Source organism: Pseudomonas sp. GW821-FHT04D07 (assembly GCF_059420225.1).
This window is the reverse complement of the sequence record NZ_JBWKTH010000009.1, coordinates 46,351-70,048: the sequence shown is the minus strand read 5'-3', so window position 1 is coordinate 70,048 and position 23,698 is coordinate 46,351. Positions and strand designations below refer to the sequence as shown.

Genomic DNA, 23,698 nt, shown 5'->3' with positions numbered 1-23,698 from the left:
GCTAATGACGCTCCTCTGGTCGCCGGCTACCGGCGTTGTGCACCCAGGCCGCGAGCTCCAGGCGCGAGTGCTGGTTCAACTTCTGCAGGAGATTCTTCACGTAGATTTTCACCGTACCGTCGCTGATCCCCAGCTCGCGGGCGATCTGCTTGTTGCTCATGCCGGCGGCGATCAACGCCAGTGTCTGGCCTTCGCGCTCAGTCAGGCCGCCGGGCTCCACCCGCGGGGGTGCCGGGGCGGATTCGCCCTGCCCAGCCAACAGCGAAACCAGGCTGTCGTCGAGGACAATCGCGCCCTTGTTGCAGTTGCGCATATAGGCCAGCAGCGCATCGGGCTCGGTCTCCTTGAGCACATAACCATTGGCGCCCAGGCGCAGTGCGGCCAACAGTTCGCCACGGTCCATCGATGCCGTCAGCACCACGATCTGACAGCCGAGGCGCAGCTGGCGCAACTCGTCGAGCACCTGCAAACCGCTGAGGCCGGGCATGTGCAAATCCAGCAGGACCTGCTGCGGTGCCAGGCTCAGCGCCAGGTTGATGCCTTCACGACCGCTGGCCGCCTGGCCCACCACCTCGAAATCGTCACTGGCGGCGAACAACTGCGCCAGCCCCTTGCGGAACAGCGGATGGTCATCGATCAGTAACAAGGTCGTGCAGTCCATTGAAACTCCCCTCGGGGTGGTCTGGGTGGCGGGAAAGGCCCAGGTGCACGCGCACACCATGGGGCCGGATCGGTTCGATGGACAGTCGCGCGCCGATGCTGCTGGCCCGTTCACGAATGATCTCCAGGCCGAAATGATTGTCTGCGCCACAGGCCTGGCTCAGTCCGATGCCGTCATCTTCCACCGCGACCGAGACTTCGCCCTCCTGGCTCTGGCGCAGTTCGATGCGCACGTGCCGCGCATGGGAATGGCGCACCGCGTTGGCCAGGGCCTCGCGGATGATCTGCAAGATCTGCAATTCGGTTTCCGGGTTCAGGGCATCGTCGGCCAGGCGGTTGTCCAGTTCGAAAACAATGATGCAACGCCGGGAAAACTCCGCCACCGAGTCCGCCAGGGCCTGGCGCAGCGAACGCCCGTCCATGGTCAGCCGGGCGCTGGTGATCAATTCGCGGACCTGGCGCTGCAACTGGCTGAGGCCGCTGCGCAGCTCACCCAGCGCGGCGTCCACCTGCACCGGCTCGCCCAGGCGCGATTGCAGCAGGCGCGCCTGGAACGACAGGTAGCCCAGTTGCTGGGCCACCGAGTCATGGAGCTCCCGGGCCAGCGCGCCGTACTGAGAGGTGGCGTGCTTGCGCTGCTGCTCGCGCTTGTGTCGTAGCAGCTGCACCGTGACCCCGACCGCCCGTGCCGTCTCCTCCAGCAGTTGGCGCAAGGTCCGGCCGAGCGGGCCCGGGGCATCGAGCAACAACAGGCCGCGCTGCGCCGTGCCCGCCTCCGGCAAGGCACAGAGCAGGCGATACGTGCCGTGCCGGCGACACGCCATGCACGGTTGCGGCAACTCGCTGACGGCACCACCGCGCCAGGGACAGTTCGCCTCGCCCTGGCACAGGCGAGTCAATTGCTTGCGGGACGGGCCCAGGTCCTCGTCACCGAGCATCAGATTCAACCGGTGACCGGGCAACAGTGCTTCGAAACGGTCCAGCAGACGTGGCCAGGCACCGTCAGCGTGCATCAGGCACAGCGGCAACTCGGCCAGCAGCCCGCGCACCTGGCGGACTTGCCCGGGGCTCACGCGCTGAAACCAGCGGGCCCACCACTGTGGTCGTGTTCGCACTGTCGATGACTCCCCGTCCGCTGGCTCAACCCTGGTTGCAAGCGAGCAACTTCCATGCCCCGCAGGCCAATAACGACGAGCTATCTCCAAAGAGGTACTGCTTCTTTCGGATTGAGTGGAATTTCCTTCTGGGAAACTATCTTCCCCAGCAAGAAACAAGTCAGCCAGGAACGCCACCATGATGGATAGACCCAGCGCCGCCCCCGACCGGCTTCACAGCCTCCCCGTCTACCGGGAACCCCGGCCCCGCGAGGCGGCTCGCCGACACCTCGTCGTCAGGCAATCGGCGACGTTCGGCACAGCCTTTGTCGAAGGGCTCGACCAGCCGTTGCTGTTGAATGCCCAGAGCCGGGACTTTCCCTCGCGCCTCACCGGCCTGCTGGCCGATGCCACCGTCGGTTACCACCTGTACATCCTCGGCGACGAAGCCTTCATCTGGCAGGTCCATGACCAGGCCCGCGGCGCCGGGCTGCACGATGACGAAATCGATATGACCCTCTCGGCCCCTGGCAGCCGCCGGGTCTATTGCGTGCACTGCGGGCTGACCCAGACCGCCAGCGCGGCGGACCGCTTCAACTGCATCGGTTGCCAGGTGCAACTGGGAGTCCGCGCGCACTTTTCCAAACGCCTGGGTGCCTACCTCGGGGTCTGCGACGACGCCGACCGCCCCTACGCCGGAGCCGGCTCATGAGCGCACCGTTGCAAGTCCGGGTCAGCGCGGCGCGCCTGCTCACGCCGCTGGTCCGTGAGTTCACCCTGGTGCCTTGCAGCGGCCGCTTGCCGGGCTTCTCTTCGGGCAGTCACGTACAGGTTCATCTGCCGTTGGGCGAGCGAACCCTGCGCAATGCCTACTCGCTGACCAGCGACCCGGCCGACAACCGCCAGTACCGTATCGCCGTGCGTCTGCAAGAAGCATCGCGGGGGGGCTCACGCTACCTGCACCAGCAGGTCGAAGTCGGTGACCGCCTGACCCTCTCACCACCGGCCAATCTGTTTGCCCCGCACTCCAGCGCGCAGTTGCACATTCTGATTGCCGGCGGTATCGGCATCACTCCGTTCATGGCCTATCTCGATGCCCTGCAACGGCGCCAGGCAAAGGTCGAACTGCACTACCTCTACCGACCGGGCCTGACCGATGCCTATCTCGACGAGTTGCGCGAACGCCTGGGCCCGCGCCTGCAGCGTTATCCGGCGGGTACGCCTTGCGACCTGGCGACGATCCTGCGCGACCGGCCCCTGGGCAGCCATGTCTACACCTGCGGCCCGCAGCGCCTGCTCGATGCCGTACGGGAAACCGCGAGCCACCTGGGCTGGCCCGCCAGCCGCGTGCATTGGGAAGCCTTCAACGCCGCACAGCCCGGGCAGCCCTTCGAGCTGGAACTGGCCCGCAGCGGACTCAAGCTTCAGGTCAGCGCCGAGCAAAGCCTGCTCGAAGCCCTGGAGAGCGCCGGCATCGCGCCGCCCAGCCTGTGTCGCGGCGGGGTCTGCGGCCAGTGCATGACCCGCCATCTGTACGGCGAGATCGAACACCGCGACAACTTCCTGAGCCACGCCGAGCAGGCTGAGTTCCTCATGCCCTGTGTCTCGCGCGGCTGTGGCCCGCGGGTTTTGCTAGACCTCTAGGAGTCGACCATGTCCGTTCAATTCAGCCCACTGCAGACCTATCGAGAGCCCTTCAGCTTTCGCAACAGCCCCGAGGCCATCCGGCGCTTTCCGTTCCCCTTCAGCGAGGACAGCTACCTGTATTCGGTGAACATCGAACCGGCAAATTCGAAGGACCCCGGCTCGATCTACGAACACTGGTTCGATATCGACGAGCACTACCGCTCGGAGATAGCCGAACGCGCCCGGGTCCTCGACCAGGACCCACGCCGTTACCTGGTACTGCCGCACATGCAGGAAGCCGCCTGGGACGCCTTGGAAATGCTGATGGAGAAGCTCGCCGCCGCTTATCCGCAGGGCTTCGAGCTCGACCGCGACGGCCCACACTGGCACTGGCGCAACAAGGCCCTGGCGATCGACCAGCGCTTCACCTTCGGCGATGCCACGACCCTGCCGTGCGAGCCGCTGGAGTACATCACCCGTCAGGTCCAGGGCGACTTCGCCTTGCTCGACCAGCGCGACGGCGACCTGTTCATGGATGCCGGCATGGTCACCAGCCCGGCGGACTGGTCGCTGGCCTTCGATGCCGGGATGAGCTTCAAGCAATGGCATTCGCCGGTGCCCATGGCCCACCAGATGGGCATCTTCGAGCGGGCCCTGAAGTACCTGCTCAATGTCCCGGTAGGCCAACCGGTGCGGCGTCTGAACTGGACACTGACGATCAACCCGCGCCTGGACTCCTCGCCGGAAACCTTCCACGAATGGGGCGCCGACCGTGGCAGCGTGACGGCCGAAAACGCCGGTCACCTGGTGCACCTGCGGGTCGAACTGCAACTGATGGCGCGCCTGCCGCGCAGCAACGGCCTGATGTTCAGCATCCGCACCTACCTGATCAGCCTTGACGAACTGGTCAGCCAGCCCGGCTGGGGCTGCCGCCTGCACCGCGTGCTGCGCGACCTGCCCGAGCCGATCGCCGACTACAAGGGCATGACCCGCTACCGAGAGACCTTGGTCAAGTGGCTGAGCCGCTTCGACCCCGACGCCTGATCGCTTTGATCCCTTACCCACCTTTGACCGACAAGGACCCGCATATGGCTCATTCATGGCGCATTTCCGCACTCGCCGAGCGTCACCGCGCACTCGGCTCGAACCTGGAAGACTGGAACGGCATGGGCACCGCCTGGACCTACGCCAGCGACCTGGCCGATCACCACGAGGCGATCCGCACCCGGGCCGGCCTGATGGACGTCTCCGGGCTGAAAAAAGTCCACTACGTCGGCCCCCACGCCGAGAGCCTGCTGCAATGGGCGACCACCCGCGATATCAGCAAGCTGTATCCGGGCAAATCGGTGTACGCCTCGATGCTCGACGAGGACGGCAAGTTCGTCGACGACTGCATCGTCTACCGCACCGGGCCCAACGCCTTCATGGTGGTGCATGGCGCCGGCAGCGGCCATGAAATGCTGGTGCGTTCGGCCCAGGGCCGGCAGGTCGCGGTGCTGTTCGACGATGACCTGCACGACCTGTCGCTGCAAGGCCCGCTGGCGGTGGACTTTCTTGCCGAGCACGTGCCCGGCATTCGCCAGTTGCCCTACTTCCACCACCTGCAGACCCGGCTGTTCGAGCGCCCGGTGATGATCTCGCGCACCGGCTACACCGGCGAGCGCGGCTACGAGATCTTCTGCAAGGCCGCCGATGCGCCCTTGCTCTGGGACCAGATCCTCGAACAGGGCGCCGGCCTGGGCATCATCCCCTGCGCCTTTACCGCCCTGGACTGGTTGCGGGTAGAGAGCTCGCTGATGTTCTTCCCCTACGACAATTCGCAGATGTACCCCTTCGCCAATGAGAAGCCCGGCGACACGCTCTGGGAAATGGGCCTGGAGTTCACCGTCTCGCCGGAAAAACGCGACTTTCGCGGCGCCGAGGAACACCGCCGCTTGCAGGGCCACGAGCGCTTCAAAATCACTGGCCTGCTGCTCGACGGCGTACGCGCCGCCGAGGCCGGCGACACCCTCTGGCAAGGCGATAAGCAAGTCGGCGTGGTCACCTGCGGCATGTATTCACGCTTGAGCAAACGCTCCATGGCAATCGCCCGCATGAACCTCGCCTGCGCCGTGCCAGGTATCGCCCTGCGGGTGCGCGGCAGCCTGGAAACCGGCGCCGTCAGCCACGCCCTGCCCTTCGACGATCCGCAGAAAACCAAACGCACCGCCAAGGGCTGAGCCACCCCAGGAGTTTCCATGGACCATCCAGAGCCACACTACATTCTCAAGATCACCTGCCCGGCCACCTCCGGCATCGTCGCGGCGGTCACCTCCTGCCTGGCCGGGCAAAACTGTTACATCAGCGAGCTGGCGCAGTTCGACGACGAGTTCACCGGGCGTTTCTTCATGCGTGCGGTGTTCCGCTTCAACAAAGGTTCGAGCGCCGACATCGGCGCACTACGCGAAGGCCTCGGCGGTCTGGCCGGCGGCTTCGACATGCAGTGGGAGTTGTTCAGCGGCGCCGAGCCGACGCGGGTGCTGCTGATGGTCAGCAAGTTCGACCATTGCCTGACCGACCTGCTCTATCGCCACCGCAAGGGCGAGATGGACATGACCATCACCGCCATCGTCTCCAACCACCTGGAGCTGCGGCCGATGGCCGAGCGCGAGGGTATCCGCTTCATCTACCTGCCGGTGACCCAGGACAGCAAGGCCGGGCAGGAAGCCGAACTGCTGCGCATCGTCGAGGAAACCCGTACCGACCTGGTGGTGCTCGCCCGCTACATGCAGATCCTCTCCGACGACCTGTGCCGCAAGCTGTCGGGCCGCGCGATCAATATCCACCACTCGTTCCTGCCGGGGTTCAAGGGCGCCAAGCCCTATCACCAGGCCTACGAGCGTGGCGTGAAGCTGATCGGCGCCACCGCCCACTACGTCACCAGCGACCTCGACGAGGGGCCGATCATCGAACAGGAAATCCAGCGCGTCGACCACACCCACCGGCCCGACTCGCTGGTCGCCATCGGCCGCGACACCGAAACCGTCGCGCTGTCCAAGGCGCTGAAATACCACCTGGAACACCGGGTCTTCATCAACCAGGACAAGACAGTGATTTTTCGCTGAGCGCCGACTCCATCATTACGAGGCACGATCATGACTTTACGCGTGGCAATCATCGGCGCCGGCCCTTGCGGCATGGCGCAACTTCGAGCCTTCCAGTCGGCCCGCGACCAGGGCGCCGAGATCCCCGAACTGGTCTGCTACGAGAAGCAGAGCGACTGGGGCGGCATGTGGAACTACACCTGGCGCACCGGCCTCGACGAGCACGGCGAGCCGGTGCACGGCAGCATGTACCGCTACCTGTGGTCGAACGGCCCGAAGGAATGCCTGGAGTTCGCCGACTACACCTTCGAAGAACATTTCGGCCGTCCCATCGGCTCCTACCCGCCACGGGAAGTGCTCTGGGACTACATCAAGGGCCGCGTGGAAAAAGCCGGAGTGCGCCCGTATATCCGCTTCAACAACGTGGTGCGCCAGGTCAACTTCGACGCCGCCAGTGGTCGCTTCACGGTCCAGGCCCATGACTACAACCTGGACGTGCAAACCAGTGAGACCTTCGACTACGTAATCAACGCCTGCGGTCATTTTTCCACGCCCAAGGTGCCGCACTTCGAGGGCTTCGAGCAGTTCGCCGGACGCATCCTGCACGCCCATGACTTTCGCGAGGCGCTGGAATTCAAGGGCAAGGACCTGCTGATCGTCGGCAGCAGCTACTCGGCCGAGGACATCGGCTCGCAGTGCTACAAATACGGCGCCCGCAGCATCACCAGTTGCTACCGCAGCGCGCCGATGGGCTACCAATGGCCGGCCAACTGGGAGGAAAAACCACTGCTGCAACGCCTGGAACACAACCGCGCCTATTTTGCCGACGGCAGCAGCAAACACATCGACGCGGTGATCCTCTGCACCGGTTACCAGCATCACTTCCCGTTCCTGCCGGACGAACTCTGCCTCAAGACCGACAATCGCCTGTGGCCGATGAACCTGTACAAGGGCGTGTTCTGGGAACCCAACCCCCGGATGATCTACCTCGGCATGCAGGACCAGTGGTACTCCTTCAACATGTTCGACGCCCAGGCCTGGTACGCCCGCGACGTCATCCTCGGACGCATCGCCCTGCCGTCCCGGGCCGAGATGGTCGCCGACAGCCGCCAATGGCACGAACGCGAGCAGACCCTGGAAACCAACCAGCAGATGTTCGAATACCAGGGCGCCTATATCCAGCAACTGGTGGACGCCACCGACTACCCCGATTTCGACATTGCCGCGGTCAACGACACCTTCCTGCACTGGAAGCACGACAAGGCCGAAAACATCATGGGTTATCGCGACAAGTCCTACCGTTCGCTGATGACCGGCACCCAGTCGCCGCCCCATCACACGCCCTGGCTGCACGCGCTGGACGATTCCATGGCCGCCTACCTCGGCGAACCGTCCACCTCGATCCAGTCGGTTGGCTGACACGGGAGTCGCAGCATGCACGCACCACGTGTTTCGCAGCCCCGGGAGCCCGGGCTGTTTGCCCGGACCGCGACGCAAGAGCGTTACCGGGTGGCCGCCGGCGGCGTCAGCCTGGTGGCCCTGGCGCCCGGCGACACCCTGCAAGTGATCGACGTCGAAGGCCTGCAACCCTGCGAGTTGCTGGCCCTGACCGCCAGCGGCCACAGCGCCCTGGCGCAATGGGCGCTGGCCGCGACGCCAGGCGGCGAGTTTATTGCCGCGCGACTGGCCGAAGCGACCCTGCACAGCCGGCGTATTCTCCAGGCCCTGCACAAGCGCGGCATCGATCCACGCTCACTGCCGCGCGCCGCCTCGCTCTGGGGCGACGACAGCGCCGCCGGCCACAGCCGCCGCTTTGTCGCCAGTGACCCGCTGCTGGTGCTGGTCGCCGCCCCCGCCGGTCCCCACGCCGTCGACCGGCAATACCGGCCCAGCGAGCTGCGGCTGATGGTCGAGCGGGCCAACCCATCGCCGCTGTGGCTGCCCGAACTGCCCGAGCCATTGGGCGAACTGGTGGACGAGTTCACCGTCCGCGCCGGCAGCGCCCAGGGCTACAGCGTCAGCAAAGGCCAATACATCCAGGTGCTGGATGTCGCCGGCCGACAGTGCTCGGACTTTGTCGCCTTCGACCGACGGGCGCTGGATCGCGGTCTGGAACTGGACCTCGACCAGACCGTCACCCGCACCCTGAACGGCAGCGCCTACCCGGCGCCAGGGCTGTTCTCGAAGTTCTTCGACCGGCAGATGCAGCCCATGCTCGAAGTGGTGCGCGACACCGTCGGTCGCCACGACGCCTTCGCCCTGGCCTGCGCCGCCCGCTATTACGAGAGCCAGGGCTATTTCGGGCACGACAACTGCAGCGACAACCTCAGCCGCGCCCTCGCCCCCCATGGCGTACAGGCGCGCAGTGGCTGGCCGGCGATCAACTTCTTCTTCAACACCGCGATCGACGCCCACCAGCAGATGACCCTCGACGAACCCTGGTCGCGTCCCGGCGACTATGTGCTGCTCAAGGCCATGACCGACCTGGTTTGCGGCAGCTCCTCGTGCCCCGACGACATCGACCCGGCCAATGGCTGGAATCCGACCGATATCCATATCCGCGTCTACCGCGAACAGGAGCGTTTTTCCATCGCCATGAGCACTCGAAGCACGGCCGACGCCGACCCGATCCTCACCCGCGAATCGGGCTTTCACAGCCGCACCCGCGCCCTCACCGGCAGCTTCACCGACTACCGCAACTGGTGGCTGGCGCTGCGCTACGACGGTTTCGGTGCCATCGACGAATACCTCGGCTGCCGCGAGCGCGTGGCGCTGATGGACCTGACGGCCCTGCGCAAGTTCGAGATCCTCGGCCCGGACGCCGAAGCCCTCCTGCAGTACTGCCTGACCCGCGACGTGCGGCGTCTGGCGGTCGGCCAGGTGGTGTATTCAGCGATGTGCCATGAACACGGCGGCATGCTCGACGACGGCACCCTGCTGCGCCTGGGCCCGGACAATTTCCGCTGGATCTGCGGCGAGGACTATGCCGGCGTCTGGCTGCGGGAACAAGCGGCGAAGCTGGGCATGAAAGTCTGGGTCAAGTCGGCCAGCGAGCAGATCCACAACCTCTCGGTCCAGGGCCCGCTGAGCCGTGAACTGCTTAAACAGATGATCTGGACTCCAGCGACCCAGCCAAGCCTGGAAAGCCTCGGCTGGTTCCGCTTCCTGGTCGGCCGCCTGGACGGCTACGACGGTTGCCCGCTGATGATTTCCCGCACCGGCTACACCGGCGAGCTGGGCTATGAAGTCTGGTGCCAGCCGCAGGACGCCGAACAGGTCTGGGACCGGATCTGGCAACTGGGCCAACCGCTGGGCATCGTCCCCCTGGGCCTGGAAGCCCTGGACATGCTGCGCATCGAAGCCGGGCTGATCTTCGCCGGCTACGAATTCAGCGACCAGACCGATCCCTTCGAAGCCGGGATCGGTTTCAGCGTGCCGCTCAAGAGCAAGACCGACGATTTCATCGGTCGCGATGCGCTGTTGCGGCGCAGTGCCCAGCCCCGCCACAAATTGGTGGGCCTGCAACTGAGCGGCAACGAAGGCGCCCACCACGGCGATGCGGTCTATCGCGGCCGGGCCCAGGTCGGCGTGATCACCAGCGCCTGCCGCTCGCCCCTGCTGGGCAGCAATATCGCCCTCTGTCGCATGGATGTGGCCTGTGCCGAGATCGGCACGGAGCTTGAGGTCGGCAAGGTCGATGGCCTGCAGAAGCGCATCAGCGCCACGGTCACACCGGCGATCTTCTATGACCCGGACAAAAGCCGGGTGCGCAGTTGATCGGCATAACGAGCAAGTACGCCAACTGACTTTGACTGCCCAACGCCCCTCCACTCAGACATGGGAATACCAAGATGGAAGCGACGACGTTCGAGACCGTACCGCCAGCCCCCGCCGCGGTCGGCAGCCTGCACCGCAAGATCGATTGGCGCGGGGCCTTCTGGGTCGCCAGCGGCGTGCCCGCGCTGGTGCTGTTCTCCATTGGCGCAATTGCCGCCACCGTGGGCAAACCGGCCTGGATCGTCTGGATCGTGTCGATCCTGTTCGGCTTTATCCAGGCCTTCACCTATGCCGAAATCGCCGGGCTGTTCCCGCACAAATCCGGTGGTGCCTCGGTCTACGGGGCCATCGCCTGGGTTCGCTACAGCAAGCTGATCGCTCCGGTGTCGGTGTGGTGCAACTGGCTGGCCTGGTCGCCGGTGCTGGCGATCGGTTCGGGACTGGCGGCCGGCTATATCCTCACCGCGCTGTTTCCGGCGGATGCGCTGATCAATACCTGGCAGTTCACCCTGCTCGACCTGGGCTGGGTCAAAAGCGGCCTGTCACTGCGTATCAACGCCACCTTCGGCATCGGCCTGCTGATCCTGCTGGGGGTGTTCGCCGTGCAGCACGGCGGCATCCTGCGTTCGGCACGGCTGACCCTGGTGCTGGGCGCGACCTCGCTGATTCCGCTGTTGCTGGTGGGCCTGGTGCCGCTGCTGACCGGTGACGCGGCGCGGATCAACTTCCTGCCACTGTTCCCGCTGGCTCATGACGCCGCCGGGCAAGTGATCGACGGGCCCTGGGACATGTCCGGCTGGTCGTTGATGGCCGGCGGGCTGTTCATGGCCGCCTGGTCGACCTACGGCTTCGAGACCGCCGTGTGCTACACCCGGGAATTCAAGGATCCCAAACGCGACACCTTCAAGGCGATCTTCTACGCCGGGCTGCTCTGCATCCTGGTCTTCACCCTGGTGCCGCTGGCCTTCCAGGGCAGCCTTGGGCTCGGCCAACTGGTGACCCCGGCGGTGCTCGATGCCAGCGGCGCGGTGGTCACCCCGGCCGTCTACAGCGGCCTGTTGTCGCCAGCGATCTACAGCGGCATGGGCGTCGGCCAGGTCATGGCCGACAGCATCGGCGGCGGCAAGCTGGTGGCCAATGTCGTGCTGATCATGCTGATACTCGCCACCCTGCTGGCGATCATGACTTCGATGTCCGGCTCCTCGCGCACCTTGTACCAGGCCTCGGTGGACGGCTGGCTGCCCAAGTACCTGGGGCGGACCAACGAACACGGCGCGCCGACGGCGGCGATGTGGACCGACTTGACGTTCAATATGCTGCTGTTGCTGATGTCCGACTATGTGTTCGTCCTCGCGGCGTCCAATGTCAGTTACATCATCTTCAACTTCCTCAACCTCAACGCCGGTTGGATTCACCGCCTGGACCGCCCGGACTGGGCCCGTCCGTACAAGGCGCCAACCCTGCTGCTGGCGGCCGGCGCGGTGTTGAGCTTCGTCAACCTGGCGTGCATGGGGATGGGCGCGGATATCTGGGGTGCCGGTACGCTGTTCACCGGCCTGTTGCTGGCGCTGCTGATCATTCCGGTGTTTGTCGTGCGCCATTACTGGCAGGACAAGGGCCGTTTCCCGGAAGCGATGCTGACCGACCTGCATATCCAGGCCGACGCCGGACTCAAGCGCGCGGGTGTGCTGCCTTATGTCACACTGGTCGCCGGCGTGCTGGTGGTATATTTCTGCCACCGCCTGGCGGCCTGAGCGGCCTGAAGGACAAACCTGTCCTGGCCGGCGCTACCGGCCAGGACAGGATGATCTCGATCCCTGTAGGAGCCAGCTTGCTGGCGATAGCGGCCGATCAGTCGATGCAAGGCTCACTGGCCTCATCGCCAGCAAGCTGGCTCCTACAGGTTTGGCGGTGTCTTCAAGCGCCCCATTGGGGCAAAGGCGCCTGGCTCCATTTTTTTCTCTACCCAGACCATGGTGACGCATTCGATGAATTCTTCCCTTGCACCGGCCCGCGACATCGACGGCAAGGCCATCGCCGCCCAGGTGCTCAATGAAGTCCGCGACGAGATCGCCGACCTGGCCCGGCAAGCCATTTACCCCGCGCTGGCCGTGGTCCTGGTGGGCGAAGACCCGGCCAGCCAGGTCTATGTGCGCAATAAATTGCTGCGCGCCGAAGAAGTCGGCATCCGTTCGCTGGAACATCGCCTGCCGGCAAGCACCGGCCAGGCCGAGCTGCTGCAACTGATTGCCGGGCTGAACGCCGATCCGACGGTGAACGGCATCCTGGTGCAACTGCCGTTGCCGGCGCATATCGAGGAGCATGCGGTGATCCAGGCCATCGACCCGCTCAAGGATGTCGACGGTTTTCATCGGGAAAACGTCGGCGGCCTGGTCCACGGCGCCGAGGTGCTGACGCCCTGCACACCCAGTGGCTGCATGCGCCTGTTGCAGGAAACCTGCGGCGATCTGCGCGGCAAGCACGCGGTGGTTATCGGCCGTTCGAATATCGTCGGCAAACCCATGGCGACCCTGCTGCTGCAGGCCGATTGCTCGGTCAGCGTGGTGCACTCGCGCAGCGTCGATGCGCCGGCCTTGTGCCGGTTGGCGGATATCGTGGTCGCCGCCGTGGGGCGCCCGCAGTTGATCGATGCCAGTTGGCTCAAGCCGGGGGCGGTGGTGATCGACGTGGGGATCAATCGGATTGAAACCGAGACCGGCACCCGCCTGGTGGGGGATGTCGACTATGCCAGCGCCCGGATGGTGGCCAGCGCCATCACCCCGGTGCCGGGCGGAGTCGGGCCGATGACCATTGCCTATCTTTTGAAAAACACCGTGATCGCCACGCAGTTGCAGCGATCCCGGTAAGCGCTTGCTGTTGTGCTGTCCTCGCAGACGCCATCGCCAGCAAGCCGGCTCCCACAGGATTTGTGTCGTACGCAAATCGGTAGTCGACACTGATCCCCTGTAGGAGCCGGCTTGCTGGCGATGCGATGTCAGCCGTTACACCGTTTCACGGGCAGCCAGCCATCGACCGGCACAGCGGATCCAGGCTCAATGGTTGTAAGCCCGCTCATTGTGCTCGGCCAGGTCCAGCCCCATCTCCTCCACCGACTCATCGGCACGCAAGCCGATCAACGCCTTGATCACCTTGAGAATCACCCAGCTGACGACAAAGCAGTAGACCGTGGTCAGCGCCACGCCCTTGATCTGCGCCAGGACCTGCCCGCCGAGGGTCACGCCTTCCACCAGGCCGCCCATCGACGGTACGCAGAACACCCCGGTCAACACCGCGCCGATCATCCCGCCGATACCATGCAGGCCAAACACATCGAGGCTGTCGTCATAACCGAAGCGCCTTTTCAACACGGTCACGCTCAGATAGCAGAACACCCCGCACAGCAGACCAATGGCCAGGGCACCACCGACGCCGACATAAGCACAGGCCGGGGTGATCCCAACCAACCCGGCCAAGGCACCGCTGGCCAGACCCAGCGCACTGGGTTTACCAACCTTGAACCACTCGGTGAACATCCAGCCGAGAATGCCGGCGCAGGCGCCCAGCTGGGTATTGAGCATAACGATCCCCGAGAGCCCGTTGAGACCGCCGCCGGAGCCGATATTGAAACCGAACCAGCCAACCCAGAGCATCGCCGCGCCGGCCATGGTCAAGCTCAGGTTGTGTGCCGGCATCGGCTCGTTCTGGTAACCCTTGCGCTTGCCGAGGATCAGGCACGCGGCCAGGGCGGCGACGCCGGCGTTGATATGCACTGCGGTGCCGCCGGCAAAGTCGAGCACGCCCCAGTTGTGCATCAAGGCTCCGGAACCGCCCCAGACCATATGCGCGACCGGCGCGTAGACCAGGGTGAACCAGACCGCCATGAACAACAGCGCCGCCGAGAACTTCATGCGTTCGGCGAAGGCCCCGGCAATCAGCGCCGGAGTGATGATGGCGAAGGTCATCTGGAAGGTCACGAACACCCCTTCCGGAATATCGCCCACCAGGCTGTCGGGCTTCATCCCGGCCAGAAAGGCCCGGCTCAGGCCGCCGACGAAACTGTTGAAGGTCACCTGGCCGTCGACCATGCCGCTGGTGTCGACCACCATGCTGTAGCCATAGATCACCCACAACACACCGACCAGACCGGCCACGCCGAAGCATTGGGTGAACAGCGAGAGCATGTTTTTCGCCCGGACCAGGCCGCCGTAGAACAGCGCCAGGCCCGGCAGGCACATGAACAGCACCAGCACCGCCGCGGTGATCATCCAGGCAGTGCTGCCGGTATTGAGGGTCGGGGCGTCGGCTGCTTGCGCCACGGGTGCCAAGACACCGAGGGCGAGCAGCAGTAACAGGGACTTGCCAGGTAGACGATTGACCATTGTTGAATCTCCTGCAAAGGGAATGGAAAGTGTCTGGCAGCGAGCAATGTGAGAGTGGGCGGGCCTTGAGGCCTCTTCGAATGTTGAACGAACACACACCGCCCTATCCGCGGGCGTCTGGCCGAACGTGGTCCTTGTAGGCGCCAGCTTGCTGGCGATAGCGGCCTTTCAGGCGATGCAAGGCTGACTGGCCTCATCGCCAGCAAGCGGGTTCCTACAGGTTTTTGCGGCGTGTTCAAGATCCCAACAGGACAATCCCGGCGTGTTCGAGTCGCCCTGTCGGAACAACTCAGTACCCCGAACCCGGAATCCACGAGGTACCGGCCAACGGCACCCGGGCCATGGCCGCCGATTCCACGGTCAAGGCCACCAGGTCCTCCGGATCGAGGTTATGCAGGTGCGACTTGCCACAGGCCCGCGCCATGGTCTGGGCCTCCAGCACCAACACCCGCAGGTAGTTGGCCAGGCGCCGCCCGCCCTCCACCGGATCAAGGCGTTTGGACAGCTCCGGGTCCTGGGTGGTGATCCCCGCCGGGTCGCGGCCGTTCTGCCAGTCGTCGTAGAAGCCGGCCGCCGAGCCGATCTTCTTCAACTCCTCATCCAGCCGCGGGTGGTTGTCGCCCAGGGCAATCAACGCCGCCGTGCCGATCGCCACCGCATCGGCGCCCAGCGCCATGGCCTTGGCCACATCGGCACCGTTGCGAATCCCGCCCGAGACGATCAACTGCACCTTGCGATGCATGCCCATCTCCTGCAACGCCTGGACCGCCTGGGGAATCGCCGGCAGGATGGGAATCCCCACGTGTTCGATAAACACTTCCTGGGTCGCCGCCGTGCCGCCCTGCATACCGTCGAGGACGATCACATCGGCGCCGGCCTTGACCGCCAGCTTGACGTCGTAATACGGCCGGCTGGCGCCGATCTTCACGTAAATCGGTTTTTCCCAATCGGTGATTTCGCGCAGCTCGGCAATCTTGATCGCCAGGTCGTCCGGGCCGGTCCAGTCCGGGTGCCGGCAGGCACTGCGCTGGTCGACGCCGATCGGCAGCGTGCGCATGCCGGCCACACGCTCGGTGACTTTCATCCCCAGCAGCATGCCACCACCACCCGGCTTGGCGCCCTGGCCAAGGACGATCTCGATGGCGTCAGCCTTGCGCAGGTCGTCCGGGTTCATGCCATAACGCGACGGCAGGTATTGATAGACCAGGTGCTGCGATTGCCCGCGTTCTTCCGGGGTCATGCCGCCGTCGCCGGTGGTGGTGCTGGTACCGGCAATGGTCGCGCCACGGCCAAGGGCCTCCTTGGCATTGGCCGACAGCGCGCCGAAGCTCATGCCGGCGATGGTCACCGGAATCTTCAGGTGGATCGGCTTCTTGGCGAAGCGGTTGCCGAGAATCACGTCGGTCCCGCATTTCTCCCGATAGCCTTCCAGCGGGTAGCGCGACACGCTGGCACCGAGCAGCAGCAAGTCATCGAAGTGCGGCAGCTTGCGCTTGGTGCCGCCACCCCGGATGTCATAGATGCCGGTTTCGGCGGCACGCTGGATTTCCTGGATGGTCAGGCGGTCGAAGGTGGCGGACTCACGCAGCACCGGAGGGGCTTTTGGGTTAACAGGGTCGCTCATGGCAGTTCTCCTCGCGTGGATCAGTACGCGGACGCGTTATCGACTTTGAAGTTGTACAGCTGACGGGCCGAGCCATAGCGTTTGAAGCTTGCGGGCGACTCATCGAAACCGGCGCGATTGAGCAGTTCCTGCAGCTCCTCCAGGTGCTCGGCGCGCATCTCTTTCTCGACGCAGTCCGAACCCAGCGACTGCACGCTACCTTTGACGTAGATGCGGGTTTCGTAGAGCGAATCGCCCAGGGCATCACCGGCATCGCCGCACACCACCAGGCGCCCGGCCTGGCCCATGAAGCAGCTCATATGGCCGATACTGCCGCCGACCACAATGTCGATGCCCTTCATCGAGATCCCGCAGCGGGCCCCGGCATCGCCCTCGATCACCAGCAAGCCGCCATGGGCGGTGGCACCCGCCGCCTGGGAGGCGCTGCCCTTGATCCGGACCATGCCGGACATCATGTTCTCGGCAACCCCGACACCGGCATTGCCATGCACGGTGATGCTCGCCTTCTGGTTCATGCCGGCGCAGTAGTAACCGGCATGGCCCTGGATATCGATGGACACGGCCTGGCTCACACCCACCGCGAGGTTGTGCTTGCCGTTGGAATGGGTCACTACCCATTCGCGGTCTTCTACCTGATGGACCTGGTCATGCAGCGCCTGGTTGAGGTCGCGCACCGAGGCCGTGGAAAGATCGATGGTTTTCATGGAGGCACTCCTTAAGCTGATTCGCGTTCCCAGAGGTACAGGGTGGCCGGCGCCGGCTCCCAGACCTTGGCCTGTTCGATACCCGGCAGGCTCGACAGCGCCTGGTATTCCGAGGCCATGGCCACGTAGTCGGCGGTTTCGGCGATGATCGCCGGCTTGCAGGCCACCGGGTCACGGATCACCGCGAAGCCGTTGCGGGTGCCGATGGCGAAGGTGAAGAAGCCGTCCAGGTCGCGCAGCGAATGGTCCAGCGCCTGTTTCAGCGAATCGCCCTGTTGCAGGCGCCAGGTCAGGTATCCGGCGGCCACTTCGGTGTCGTTGTCGGTCTCGAAGTGAATGCCTTCGCGCTTGAGCTCCTGGCGCAGGCGGAAGTGATTGGACAGCGAGCCGTTGTGCACCAGGCACAGGTCGGCGCCCGTGGAGAACGGGTGGCTGCCCTCCATGGTCACCGCGCTTTCGGTGGCCATCCGGGTGTGGCCGATGATATGGCTGCCTTTCATGCTGGCCAGGCCGAAGCGCTGGGAAATCTCCAGCGGCAGGCCCATGCCCTTGAGGATTTCGATGCTCTGCCCGGCACTCATGATCCGCACCGACGGCGCCAGTTCATTGAGCAGGGCGCGCACCGGGGCTTCGCCGGCGTGGATTTTCAGCACCACGGCACTGGCATTCTGAAACCAGTCCAGGGAACAACCCAGGCGCCCTTCCAGCGCGGCCATCAGCGGCTGCCAGTCGAAGCCCTCGCCGGTCGCCTGCAAGGTCAGCTTGAGCCAGCCGTCGGCCACTTCATCGCCGTAGATGGCAAAGCCGGCGCTGTCCGGGCCACGGTCGGTCATGGCCAGCAACATCGGCTCGAACAACTCGCCGAGCCGGGCTTCCAGCTGCGGATTTTTCAGGTAAAGCCCTACGATCCCACACATATCAAGTCTCCCTCGAAGACACAGGACGCCCGGCTTGATCCCGACCGCCCGAATGGTTGTTGAAGCGCTCGTTCAGAAGAATTCGGTGTAGCGCTGGATTTCCCAGTCGGAGACATGGCGGCTGTATTCCACCCACTCCATACGTTTGAGCTTGATGAATTCGCCAACGATTTGCGGGCCCATGACCTCGGCGAACAACGGGTCGGCTTCCAGGGCGTCGGTGGCCTCCTTGAGCGATTGCGGCAAGGTCTTGATGCCCCGCGCGGCAATCTGCTCCAGGCTCAGGCTGTAGAGGTTTTCGTTGCAGACATGCTCGACCTCCAGTTGCCGGTCGATGCCGTCCAGGCCCGCGGCGATGATCGCGGCGCTGACCAGATAGGGGTTGCAGCCGGCATCCGGCAGGCGGAATTCGAGGCGCCCGTAGGGCACGCGGACCATCGCCGAGCGGTTGTTGGCGCCGAAGGCGATAAAGGCTGGGGCCCAGGTCGCGCCGGACAGCGAGTTGCCCACCACCAGACGCTTGTAGGAGTTGACCGTTGGCGCGGCGAAGGCGCACAGCGCCGGGCCATGGGCGAGCAGGCCGGCGGCGAAGTGATAGGCCAGTTTCGACAGGCCCATGCCGCTCGGGTCGCTGGCGTCATGGAACAGGTTCTTGTTTTCGGCGCTGGCGATCGACAGGTGAAAGTGCATGCCGTTGCCGGCGCGCTTCGGATCGGGCTTGGGCATAAACGAGCAGATCATGCCCAGGTCGTTGGCGATCTCCCCGGCGGCCATGCGAAAAAAGGTGAAGCGGTCGGCCGAGGTCAGGGCATCGCTGTAGGTGTAGTTGATCTCGAACTGGCCGTTGGCGTCTTCGTGGTCGATCTGATAGACCTCGAAGTCCACCGCTTGCAGCGCTTCGGTCAGCTGCTCGAGAAACACCCGCGAACGTGACAGGCCCTTGTAGTCGTAGCAGGGTTTGTCGAGGTTATCGCTGGCGTCGACCGCTTGCAGCTTGCCCCCTGCATCACGGCGAAACAGGCTGAACTCCGGTTCCAGGCCGGTGTTGAGGGTCCAGCCCTTGTCCTGCAGGCGCTGGACTTGTTGTTGCAGGACGTAGCGGCTGTCATAGGGATGCGGCTGGCCGTCGACATGCCCGACACAGACCACGCGACCGTACCCCGGTTGCCAGGGCACCGGCGTCAGCGTCGACAGATCGCCGCGGGCCATGAAGTCCGGGCCGTGGGGCTCCATGCCCATGCCGCAGATGGCGAAACCGGCAAATCCGGCCCCTTCTTCCGCCACCGTCTTGAGCCCGCACACGGGCACCGATTTGGTTTTCGCCGCGCCATGGATATCGACAAACTGCGCAAGCACGTACTTGATCCCGTGCTTGTCGATGAGGCGCTGGGTTTCTGCTGGCAACATGGGGTCTTCACTCCTCGTGAAAAGGCAAAGTGCTAGGGATGGAGTTGACGCTCTCAACCTTCTTTATTCCGCAGAAGAAAGTTAATTTCCCTTCAGGAATGCAAAGCCCTTGCCAAGTTCAGTCATGCCGAGGTGCGGCATCAGTAACCGCGCATTTGCGCTGTATATATGGGAAAATTGTTTTCCTTGTGGGAATACACCCCATTGGCGAGCCACGCAGGTGGCTGCCTTGCACTTTCCTAGTGCGAAACTAATATTATTGAACAGAAAGCGTGCAGGTCCCGATGAATATGCCGAACGAGCTCGAACCGCGTCTCAAGCTGGAGCAGTACCTGGGCATGCAGATCAAGCGCCAGCGCCTGGCGCAGGACCTGAAACTGTCCGATGTGGCGAAGATCGCCGGCATCAGCCAGGGTATGTTGAGCAAGATCGAAAACGCCCAGGTGTCCACCAGCCTCGATACCCTGAGCCGCCTGTGCGACGTGCTCGGGCTGCCGATGTCCAAGCTGTTCAGCCAGTACGACCAGCAAGGTGGCAGTGCCCTGCTGGTCAAGGCCGACCAGGGCATGGAGGTGGTGCGCCGGGGCACGGAGAAAGGCCACACCTATCATCTGCTCAACCATACCCGTGGGCCGAAGAAGAGCTTCGAGGCGTATATGGTCAGCATGGATGACGCCAGCGAGGAGTTTCCGACCTTCTCCCATCCCGGCACCGAATTCCTCCACCTGCTTGAAGGCGAGCTGATCTACCGCCACGGTAATCAGCTGTACCGCATGGAAGCCGGCGACAGCCTGACCTTCGAAGGCGAAGTGCCCCACGGTCCCGAGCAATTGGTGCAGGTGCCGATCCGCCTGCTGTCGATCATGAACTACGGCAACGGCAACGAATAAACCCCTGAGGTCCTTGAGCCTTGCGGGTGCCTGTGCGGGTGCTATCGCCGGCAAGCCGGCTCCCACAAAGCCGGGTTGCGCCACATCAATATCGTCCTGCGCAAAACCTGTAGGAGCTGGCTTGCCGGCGATGAGGCCAGTAAGCCTTCCACAAAGCCGGGTTGCGCCACATCAATATCGTCCTGCGCAAAACCTGTAGGAGCTGGCTTGCCGGCGATGGGGCCAGTGAGCCTTGCATCGCCTGATCGGCCGCCATCGCTGGCAAGCCAGCTCAACAAGGGCCCGTTGCGGCTCCAAAACCGCCCTCTCTTGACTTCCCCCGCGCACGATCGCCTGAAACGGCGTCGTATCCTGCGCTATTTCCTGCCAGTTAAAAAACTTTCAGAAACCTCTGGACGTCCCCTGCGCATTTCCCCTATAAAGCCGCTATTGGGAATATTTTATTCCCCATAAGAAAAAAACGCTTCAAGAATGAAGCTCGCTTCAACGTTGTTTTTTATCGCCCTGCGATGAGCTGCCGCCACCCTCCCGAGGACGCGTCATGCAACACGACAAAAACCATTTCATCATCAAGATAAGCTGTCCGGCGGTGTCCGGGATCGTCGCCGCCGTCACCACTTACCTGGCGGACAACGGTTGCTACATCGGGGAGATGGCGCAATTCGACGACGAGTTCAGCGGCCAGTTTTTCATGCGCGCGGTGTTCCGCTTCAACGACGGCCTGGCCGCCGCCATCGAGCCGCTCAAGGCCGGCTTCGCCGACGTGGCCAAGGCCTTCGACATGGCCTGGGAGCTGCACGATACGCGCCAGCCGATGCGCGTACTGCTGATGGTCAGCAAGTTCGACCATTGCCTCACCGACCTGCTCTACCGCTACCACAAGGGCGAGATGGACATGACCATCACCGCCATCGTCTCCAATCACCTGGACCTGCGGCCGATGGCCGAACGCGAAGGCATCCGCTTCATCTACCTGCCGGTAACCCAGGACAGCAAGGCCCGCCAGGAAGCCGAACTGATGACGATCATCGACGACACCCAGACCGAGCTGGTGGTCCTGGCGCGCTACATGCAAATCCTCTCCGACGACCTGTGCCGGCAGCTCTCGGGCCGGGCGATCAATATCCACCATTCGTTCCTGCCCGGCTTCAAGGGTGCCAAGCCCTATCACCAGGCCTACCAGCGCGGGGTGAAACTGATCGGTGCCACCGCCCACTACGTCACCAGCGACCTGGACGAAGGGCCGATCATCGAGCAGGAAGTGCAACGGGTCGACCACGTGTATCGCCCCGATGACCTGGTGGCGACCGGTCGCGATACCGAAACCGTGGCCCTGTCCAAGGCGGTCAAGTACCACCTGGAACACCGGGTTTTCCTCAACCAGGACAGAACGGTGATCTTCCGGTGAACAGCCCCAGACTGATAGATGGCAAGGCCGCTTCGGCGCGGGTCCTGGAACAGGTACGCCGCGAGGTCGGCGAGTTGCTGGAACAGGCGGTCCGACCGGCGTTGGCGGTGATCCTGGTGGGCAGCGACCCGGCCAGCCAGGTCTATGTGCGCAACAAGATCCTGCGCGCCGACGAGGTCGGCATTCGCTCCCAGGAGCATCGCCTGCCCAGCGACACCAGCACCGAACAACTGCTGAACCTGATCAAGAGCCTGAACGACGATCCCTCGATCAACGGCATCCTCCTGCAACTCCCGCTGCCGGCGCCGATCGATGAACTGCGCGCCCTGGAAGCCATCGACCCGCGCAAGGACGTGGATGGTTTTCACAGTGAAAACGTCGGCGGCCTGAGCCAGGGCCGCGATGTACTCGCCCCGTGTACCCCCAGCGGTTGCCTGCACCTGCTGGAAGAAACCTGCGGCGAGCTGCGCGGCAAGCATGCGGTGGTGGTCGGCCGCTCGAATATCGTCGGCAAACCCATGGCGGCCCTGCTGCTCAAGGCCGACTGCTCGGTCACCATGCTCCACTCGCGCAGTCGCGATGCCCAGGCGCTGTGTCGCCAGGCCGATATCGTGATTGCCGCCGTCGGCCGCGCCGGATTGATCGACGCCAGCTGGCTGAAATCGGGGGCGGTGGTGATTGATGTGGGGATCAATCGGATTGAAACCGAGAACGGCAGCCGCCTGGTCGGCGATGTCGATTTCGCCAGCGCCCTGCCCCTGGTCTCGGCGATTACCCCAGTGCCGGGGGGCGTCGGCCCGATGACCATCGCCTTCCTGATGAAAAACACCGTGATCGCCGCCCGCCAGCAACAGCAGGCGCAACGCAGCCAATCGGAGGCCGTATGCCATTCAATCTATTGAAATACGGACTGAGCGCCGAATACCCGGTGGACGTCGATCTGCCGCCACCGCGGGAGCTAAAACCGTCCTATGACGTGGTAATCATCGGTGCCGGCGGCCATGGCCTGGCTACCGCCTACTACCTGTCGCGCTACCACGGCATCAGCAATATCGCCGTGCTGGAGAAGGCCTACCTGGGCGGCGGCAATACCGCGCGCAATACCGCGGTGATCCGCTCCAACTACCTGACCAGCGAGGGCGTGCGCTTCTATGCCGAGTCGGTAAAGCTGTTCCAGAGCCTCTCCAACGAATTCGACTTCAACATCATGTATTCGGAGCGCGGCCAACTGACCCTGGCCCACACCGATGCGACGGTGCGCTCGTTCCGCCAACGCGCCGAGGTCAACAAGCACTTCGGCGGCCGCACGGAAATGATCGACCGCCAGCAGATTCGCGAACTGGTGCCCAGTCTCAATCTCGACCCCGGCCACCTGCCGGTGATCGCCGGGCTCTGGCATATCGACGGCGCCACCGCGCGCCATGACGCCGTGGCCTGGGGCTACGCCAAGCAGGCGGCCAAGCGCGGGGTGGAAATCCATCAGCTCACCGAGGTCCAGGACCTGGTGATCGAGAACGGTCGGATCCGCGCGGTAAAAACCAATCGCGGCACCGTGCAGTGCGGCTGCGTGGTCCAGGCCATCGCCGGGCACAGCTCGCTGCTGATGGCCAAGGCCGGGATCCGCTCGCCGATCCAGACCTTTCCCTTGCAGGCCATGGTGACCCAGCCGTTCAAGCCATTCCTCGACCCACTGGTGAGTTCCTCGGCGCTGCATTGCTACGTGCAGCAGACCAGTCGCGGTGAAGTGGTGTTCGGTGGCGGTTCCGACCCCTACCCGCTGTTCAACAGCCGCTCGACCCTGGACCTGAAGGAAAGCCTGCTGGCCCATGCCATCGAGATGTTCCCGTTCCTGGCCAACGCCAAGCTGATGCGCCAATGGGCCGGGATCACCGACATGACCCCGGACTACAGCCCGATCATGGGCCTGTCGCCGGTGGAGAATTATTACCTGGATGCCGGCTGGGGCACCTGGGGCTTCAAGGCCACGCCGATCTGCGGCAAGACCATGGCCGAGCTGGTGGCCAGCGGCGGCCGGGTGCCCGAGTTGATCAAGCCGTTCGGCCTCGAGCGCTTCAGTACCTTCCAGCAAGTCAACGAAATGGGCGCCACGGCGGCCAGCCACTAACGGA

20 protein-coding genes are annotated in these 23,698 nt (G+C 64.2%); 13 read left to right on the top strand and 7 right to left on the bottom strand.

The annotated features are described in order from the left end of the window. Position 1: 1 nt before the first annotated feature. Entirely contained in the window at positions 2–661 is a 660-nt protein-coding gene (locus AC07T0_RS13625; protein WP_495001668.1) for a response regulator, read from the bottom strand. After that, positions 630–1,733 (bottom strand): ATP-binding protein, encoded by a 1,104-nt coding sequence (locus AC07T0_RS13620; RefSeq protein ID WP_495001667.1) that lies wholly within the window; start codon positions 1,731–1,733, stop codon positions 630–632. The genes AC07T0_RS13625 and AC07T0_RS13620 overlap by 32 nt, the downstream gene beginning before the upstream one ends. A 220-nt stretch (positions 1,734–1,953) precedes the next feature. Between AC07T0_RS13620 and AC07T0_RS13615 the strand changes: the two genes are divergently transcribed. The 9 genes from AC07T0_RS13615 (at position 1,954) to folD (AC07T0_RS13575) (ending at position 13,107) form a co-directional block, all read left to right on the top strand. After that, positions 1,954–2,466, top strand: coding sequence for a dimethylamine monooxygenase subunit DmmA family protein (locus AC07T0_RS13615; RefSeq protein WP_495001666.1), 513 nt, complete (start codon positions 1,954–1,956; stop codon positions 2,464–2,466). Beyond that, the gene (locus tag AC07T0_RS13610) at positions 2,463–3,398 is read left to right on the top strand and encodes a PDR/VanB family oxidoreductase (protein ID WP_495001665.1); all 936 of its coding nucleotides are present in this window, start codon (positions 2,463–2,465) and stop codon (positions 3,396–3,398) included. Before AC07T0_RS13615 ends, AC07T0_RS13610 begins: the two co-directional genes overlap by 4 nt. A gap of 9 nt (positions 3,399–3,407) precedes the next feature. Beyond that, entirely contained in the window at positions 3,408–4,424 is a 1,017-nt protein-coding gene (locus AC07T0_RS13605) for a heme-dependent oxidative N-demethylase family protein (protein WP_495001664.1), read from the top strand. 44 nt (positions 4,425–4,468) lie between these two features. Continuing rightward, positions 4,469–5,599 (top strand): aminomethyl transferase family protein, encoded by a 1,131-nt coding sequence (locus tag AC07T0_RS13600; protein WP_495001663.1) that lies wholly within the window; start codon positions 4,469–4,471, stop codon positions 5,597–5,599. A gap of 18 nt (positions 5,600–5,617) precedes the next feature. Continuing rightward, positions 5,618–6,484, top strand: coding sequence for a formyltetrahydrofolate deformylase (gene purU, locus AC07T0_RS13595; RefSeq protein WP_495001662.1), 867 nt, complete (start codon positions 5,618–5,620; stop codon positions 6,482–6,484). A gap of 30 nt (positions 6,485–6,514) precedes the next feature. Further along, the gene (locus tag AC07T0_RS13590) at positions 6,515–7,882 is read left to right on the top strand and encodes a trimethylamine monooxygenase (RefSeq protein ID WP_495001661.1); all 1,368 of its coding nucleotides are present in this window, start codon (positions 6,515–6,517) and stop codon (positions 7,880–7,882) included. A 15-nt stretch (positions 7,883–7,897) separates the two neighbouring features. After that, positions 7,898–10,240, top strand: a complete 2,343-nt coding sequence (locus AC07T0_RS13585) for a trimethylamine N-oxide demethylase (RefSeq protein WP_495001660.1) — start codon at positions 7,898–7,900, stop codon at positions 10,238–10,240. Positions 10,241–10,314: 74 nt separating this feature from the next. After that, on the top strand, positions 10,315–11,994 hold the full coding sequence (locus tag AC07T0_RS13580) for an APC family permease (RefSeq protein ID WP_495001659.1): 1,680 nt from the start codon (positions 10,315–10,317) through the stop codon (positions 11,992–11,994). A gap of 234 nt (positions 11,995–12,228) precedes the next feature. Further along, entirely contained in the window at positions 12,229–13,107 is an 879-nt protein-coding gene (gene folD / locus AC07T0_RS13575) for a bifunctional methylenetetrahydrofolate dehydrogenase/methenyltetrahydrofolate cyclohydrolase FolD (protein ID WP_495001658.1), read from the top strand. 186 nt (positions 13,108–13,293) lie between these two features. Here folD (AC07T0_RS13575) and AC07T0_RS13570 read toward each other — a convergent pair whose 3' ends face one another. From AC07T0_RS13570 to glnT, 5 genes are all read right to left on the bottom strand, one after another. Then, complete coding sequence (locus tag AC07T0_RS13570) at positions 13,294–14,619, bottom strand: ammonium transporter (protein ID WP_495001657.1); 1,326 nt, start codon at positions 14,617–14,619, stop codon at positions 13,294–13,296. Between the two features lie 289 nt (positions 14,620–14,908). After that, on the bottom strand, positions 14,909–16,243 hold the full coding sequence (locus AC07T0_RS13565) for an FMN-binding glutamate synthase family protein (RefSeq protein WP_495001656.1): 1,335 nt from the start codon (positions 16,241–16,243) through the stop codon (positions 14,909–14,911). A gap of 20 nt (positions 16,244–16,263) precedes the next feature. Then, positions 16,264–16,947, bottom strand: coding sequence for a protein glxC (locus tag AC07T0_RS13560; protein WP_495001655.1), 684 nt, complete (start codon positions 16,945–16,947; stop codon positions 16,264–16,266). Positions 16,948–16,958: 11 nt separating this feature from the next. Continuing rightward, positions 16,959–17,864: a class II glutamine amidotransferase gene (locus AC07T0_RS13555; protein ID WP_495001654.1), complete on the bottom strand. Its 906-nt coding sequence runs from the start codon at positions 17,862–17,864 to the stop codon at positions 16,959–16,961. A gap of 72 nt (positions 17,865–17,936) precedes the next feature. Continuing rightward, positions 17,937–19,271, bottom strand: a complete 1,335-nt coding sequence (gene glnT / locus AC07T0_RS13550) for a type III glutamate--ammonia ligase (RefSeq protein ID WP_495001653.1) — start codon at positions 19,269–19,271, stop codon at positions 17,937–17,939. A gap of 284 nt (positions 19,272–19,555) precedes the next feature. Between glnT and AC07T0_RS13545 the strand changes: the two genes are divergently transcribed. The 4 genes from AC07T0_RS13545 to AC07T0_RS13530 all read left to right on the top strand — a co-directional run bounded on the left by AC07T0_RS13545 (position 19,556) and on the right by AC07T0_RS13530 (position 23,694). Then, a complete protein-coding gene (locus AC07T0_RS13545; RefSeq protein ID WP_103495377.1) occupies positions 19,556–20,161 on the top strand; it encodes a helix-turn-helix domain-containing protein in 606 nt (201 codons plus the stop codon). Positions 20,162–20,702: 541 nt separating this feature from the next. Continuing rightward, positions 20,703–21,569, top strand: coding sequence for a formyltetrahydrofolate deformylase (gene purU, locus AC07T0_RS13540; RefSeq protein WP_495001652.1), 867 nt, complete (start codon positions 20,703–20,705; stop codon positions 21,567–21,569). Next, entirely contained in the window at positions 21,566–22,471 is a 906-nt protein-coding gene (gene folD / locus AC07T0_RS13535; RefSeq protein WP_495001651.1) for a bifunctional methylenetetrahydrofolate dehydrogenase/methenyltetrahydrofolate cyclohydrolase FolD, read from the top strand. The genes purU (AC07T0_RS13540) and folD (AC07T0_RS13535) overlap by 4 nt, the downstream gene beginning before the upstream one ends. After that, positions 22,453–23,694, top strand: a complete 1,242-nt coding sequence (locus tag AC07T0_RS13530; RefSeq protein WP_495001650.1) for an FAD-dependent oxidoreductase — start codon at positions 22,453–22,455, stop codon at positions 23,692–23,694. Before folD (AC07T0_RS13535) ends, AC07T0_RS13530 begins: the two co-directional genes overlap by 19 nt. Positions 23,695–23,698: the final 4 nt, after the last annotated feature.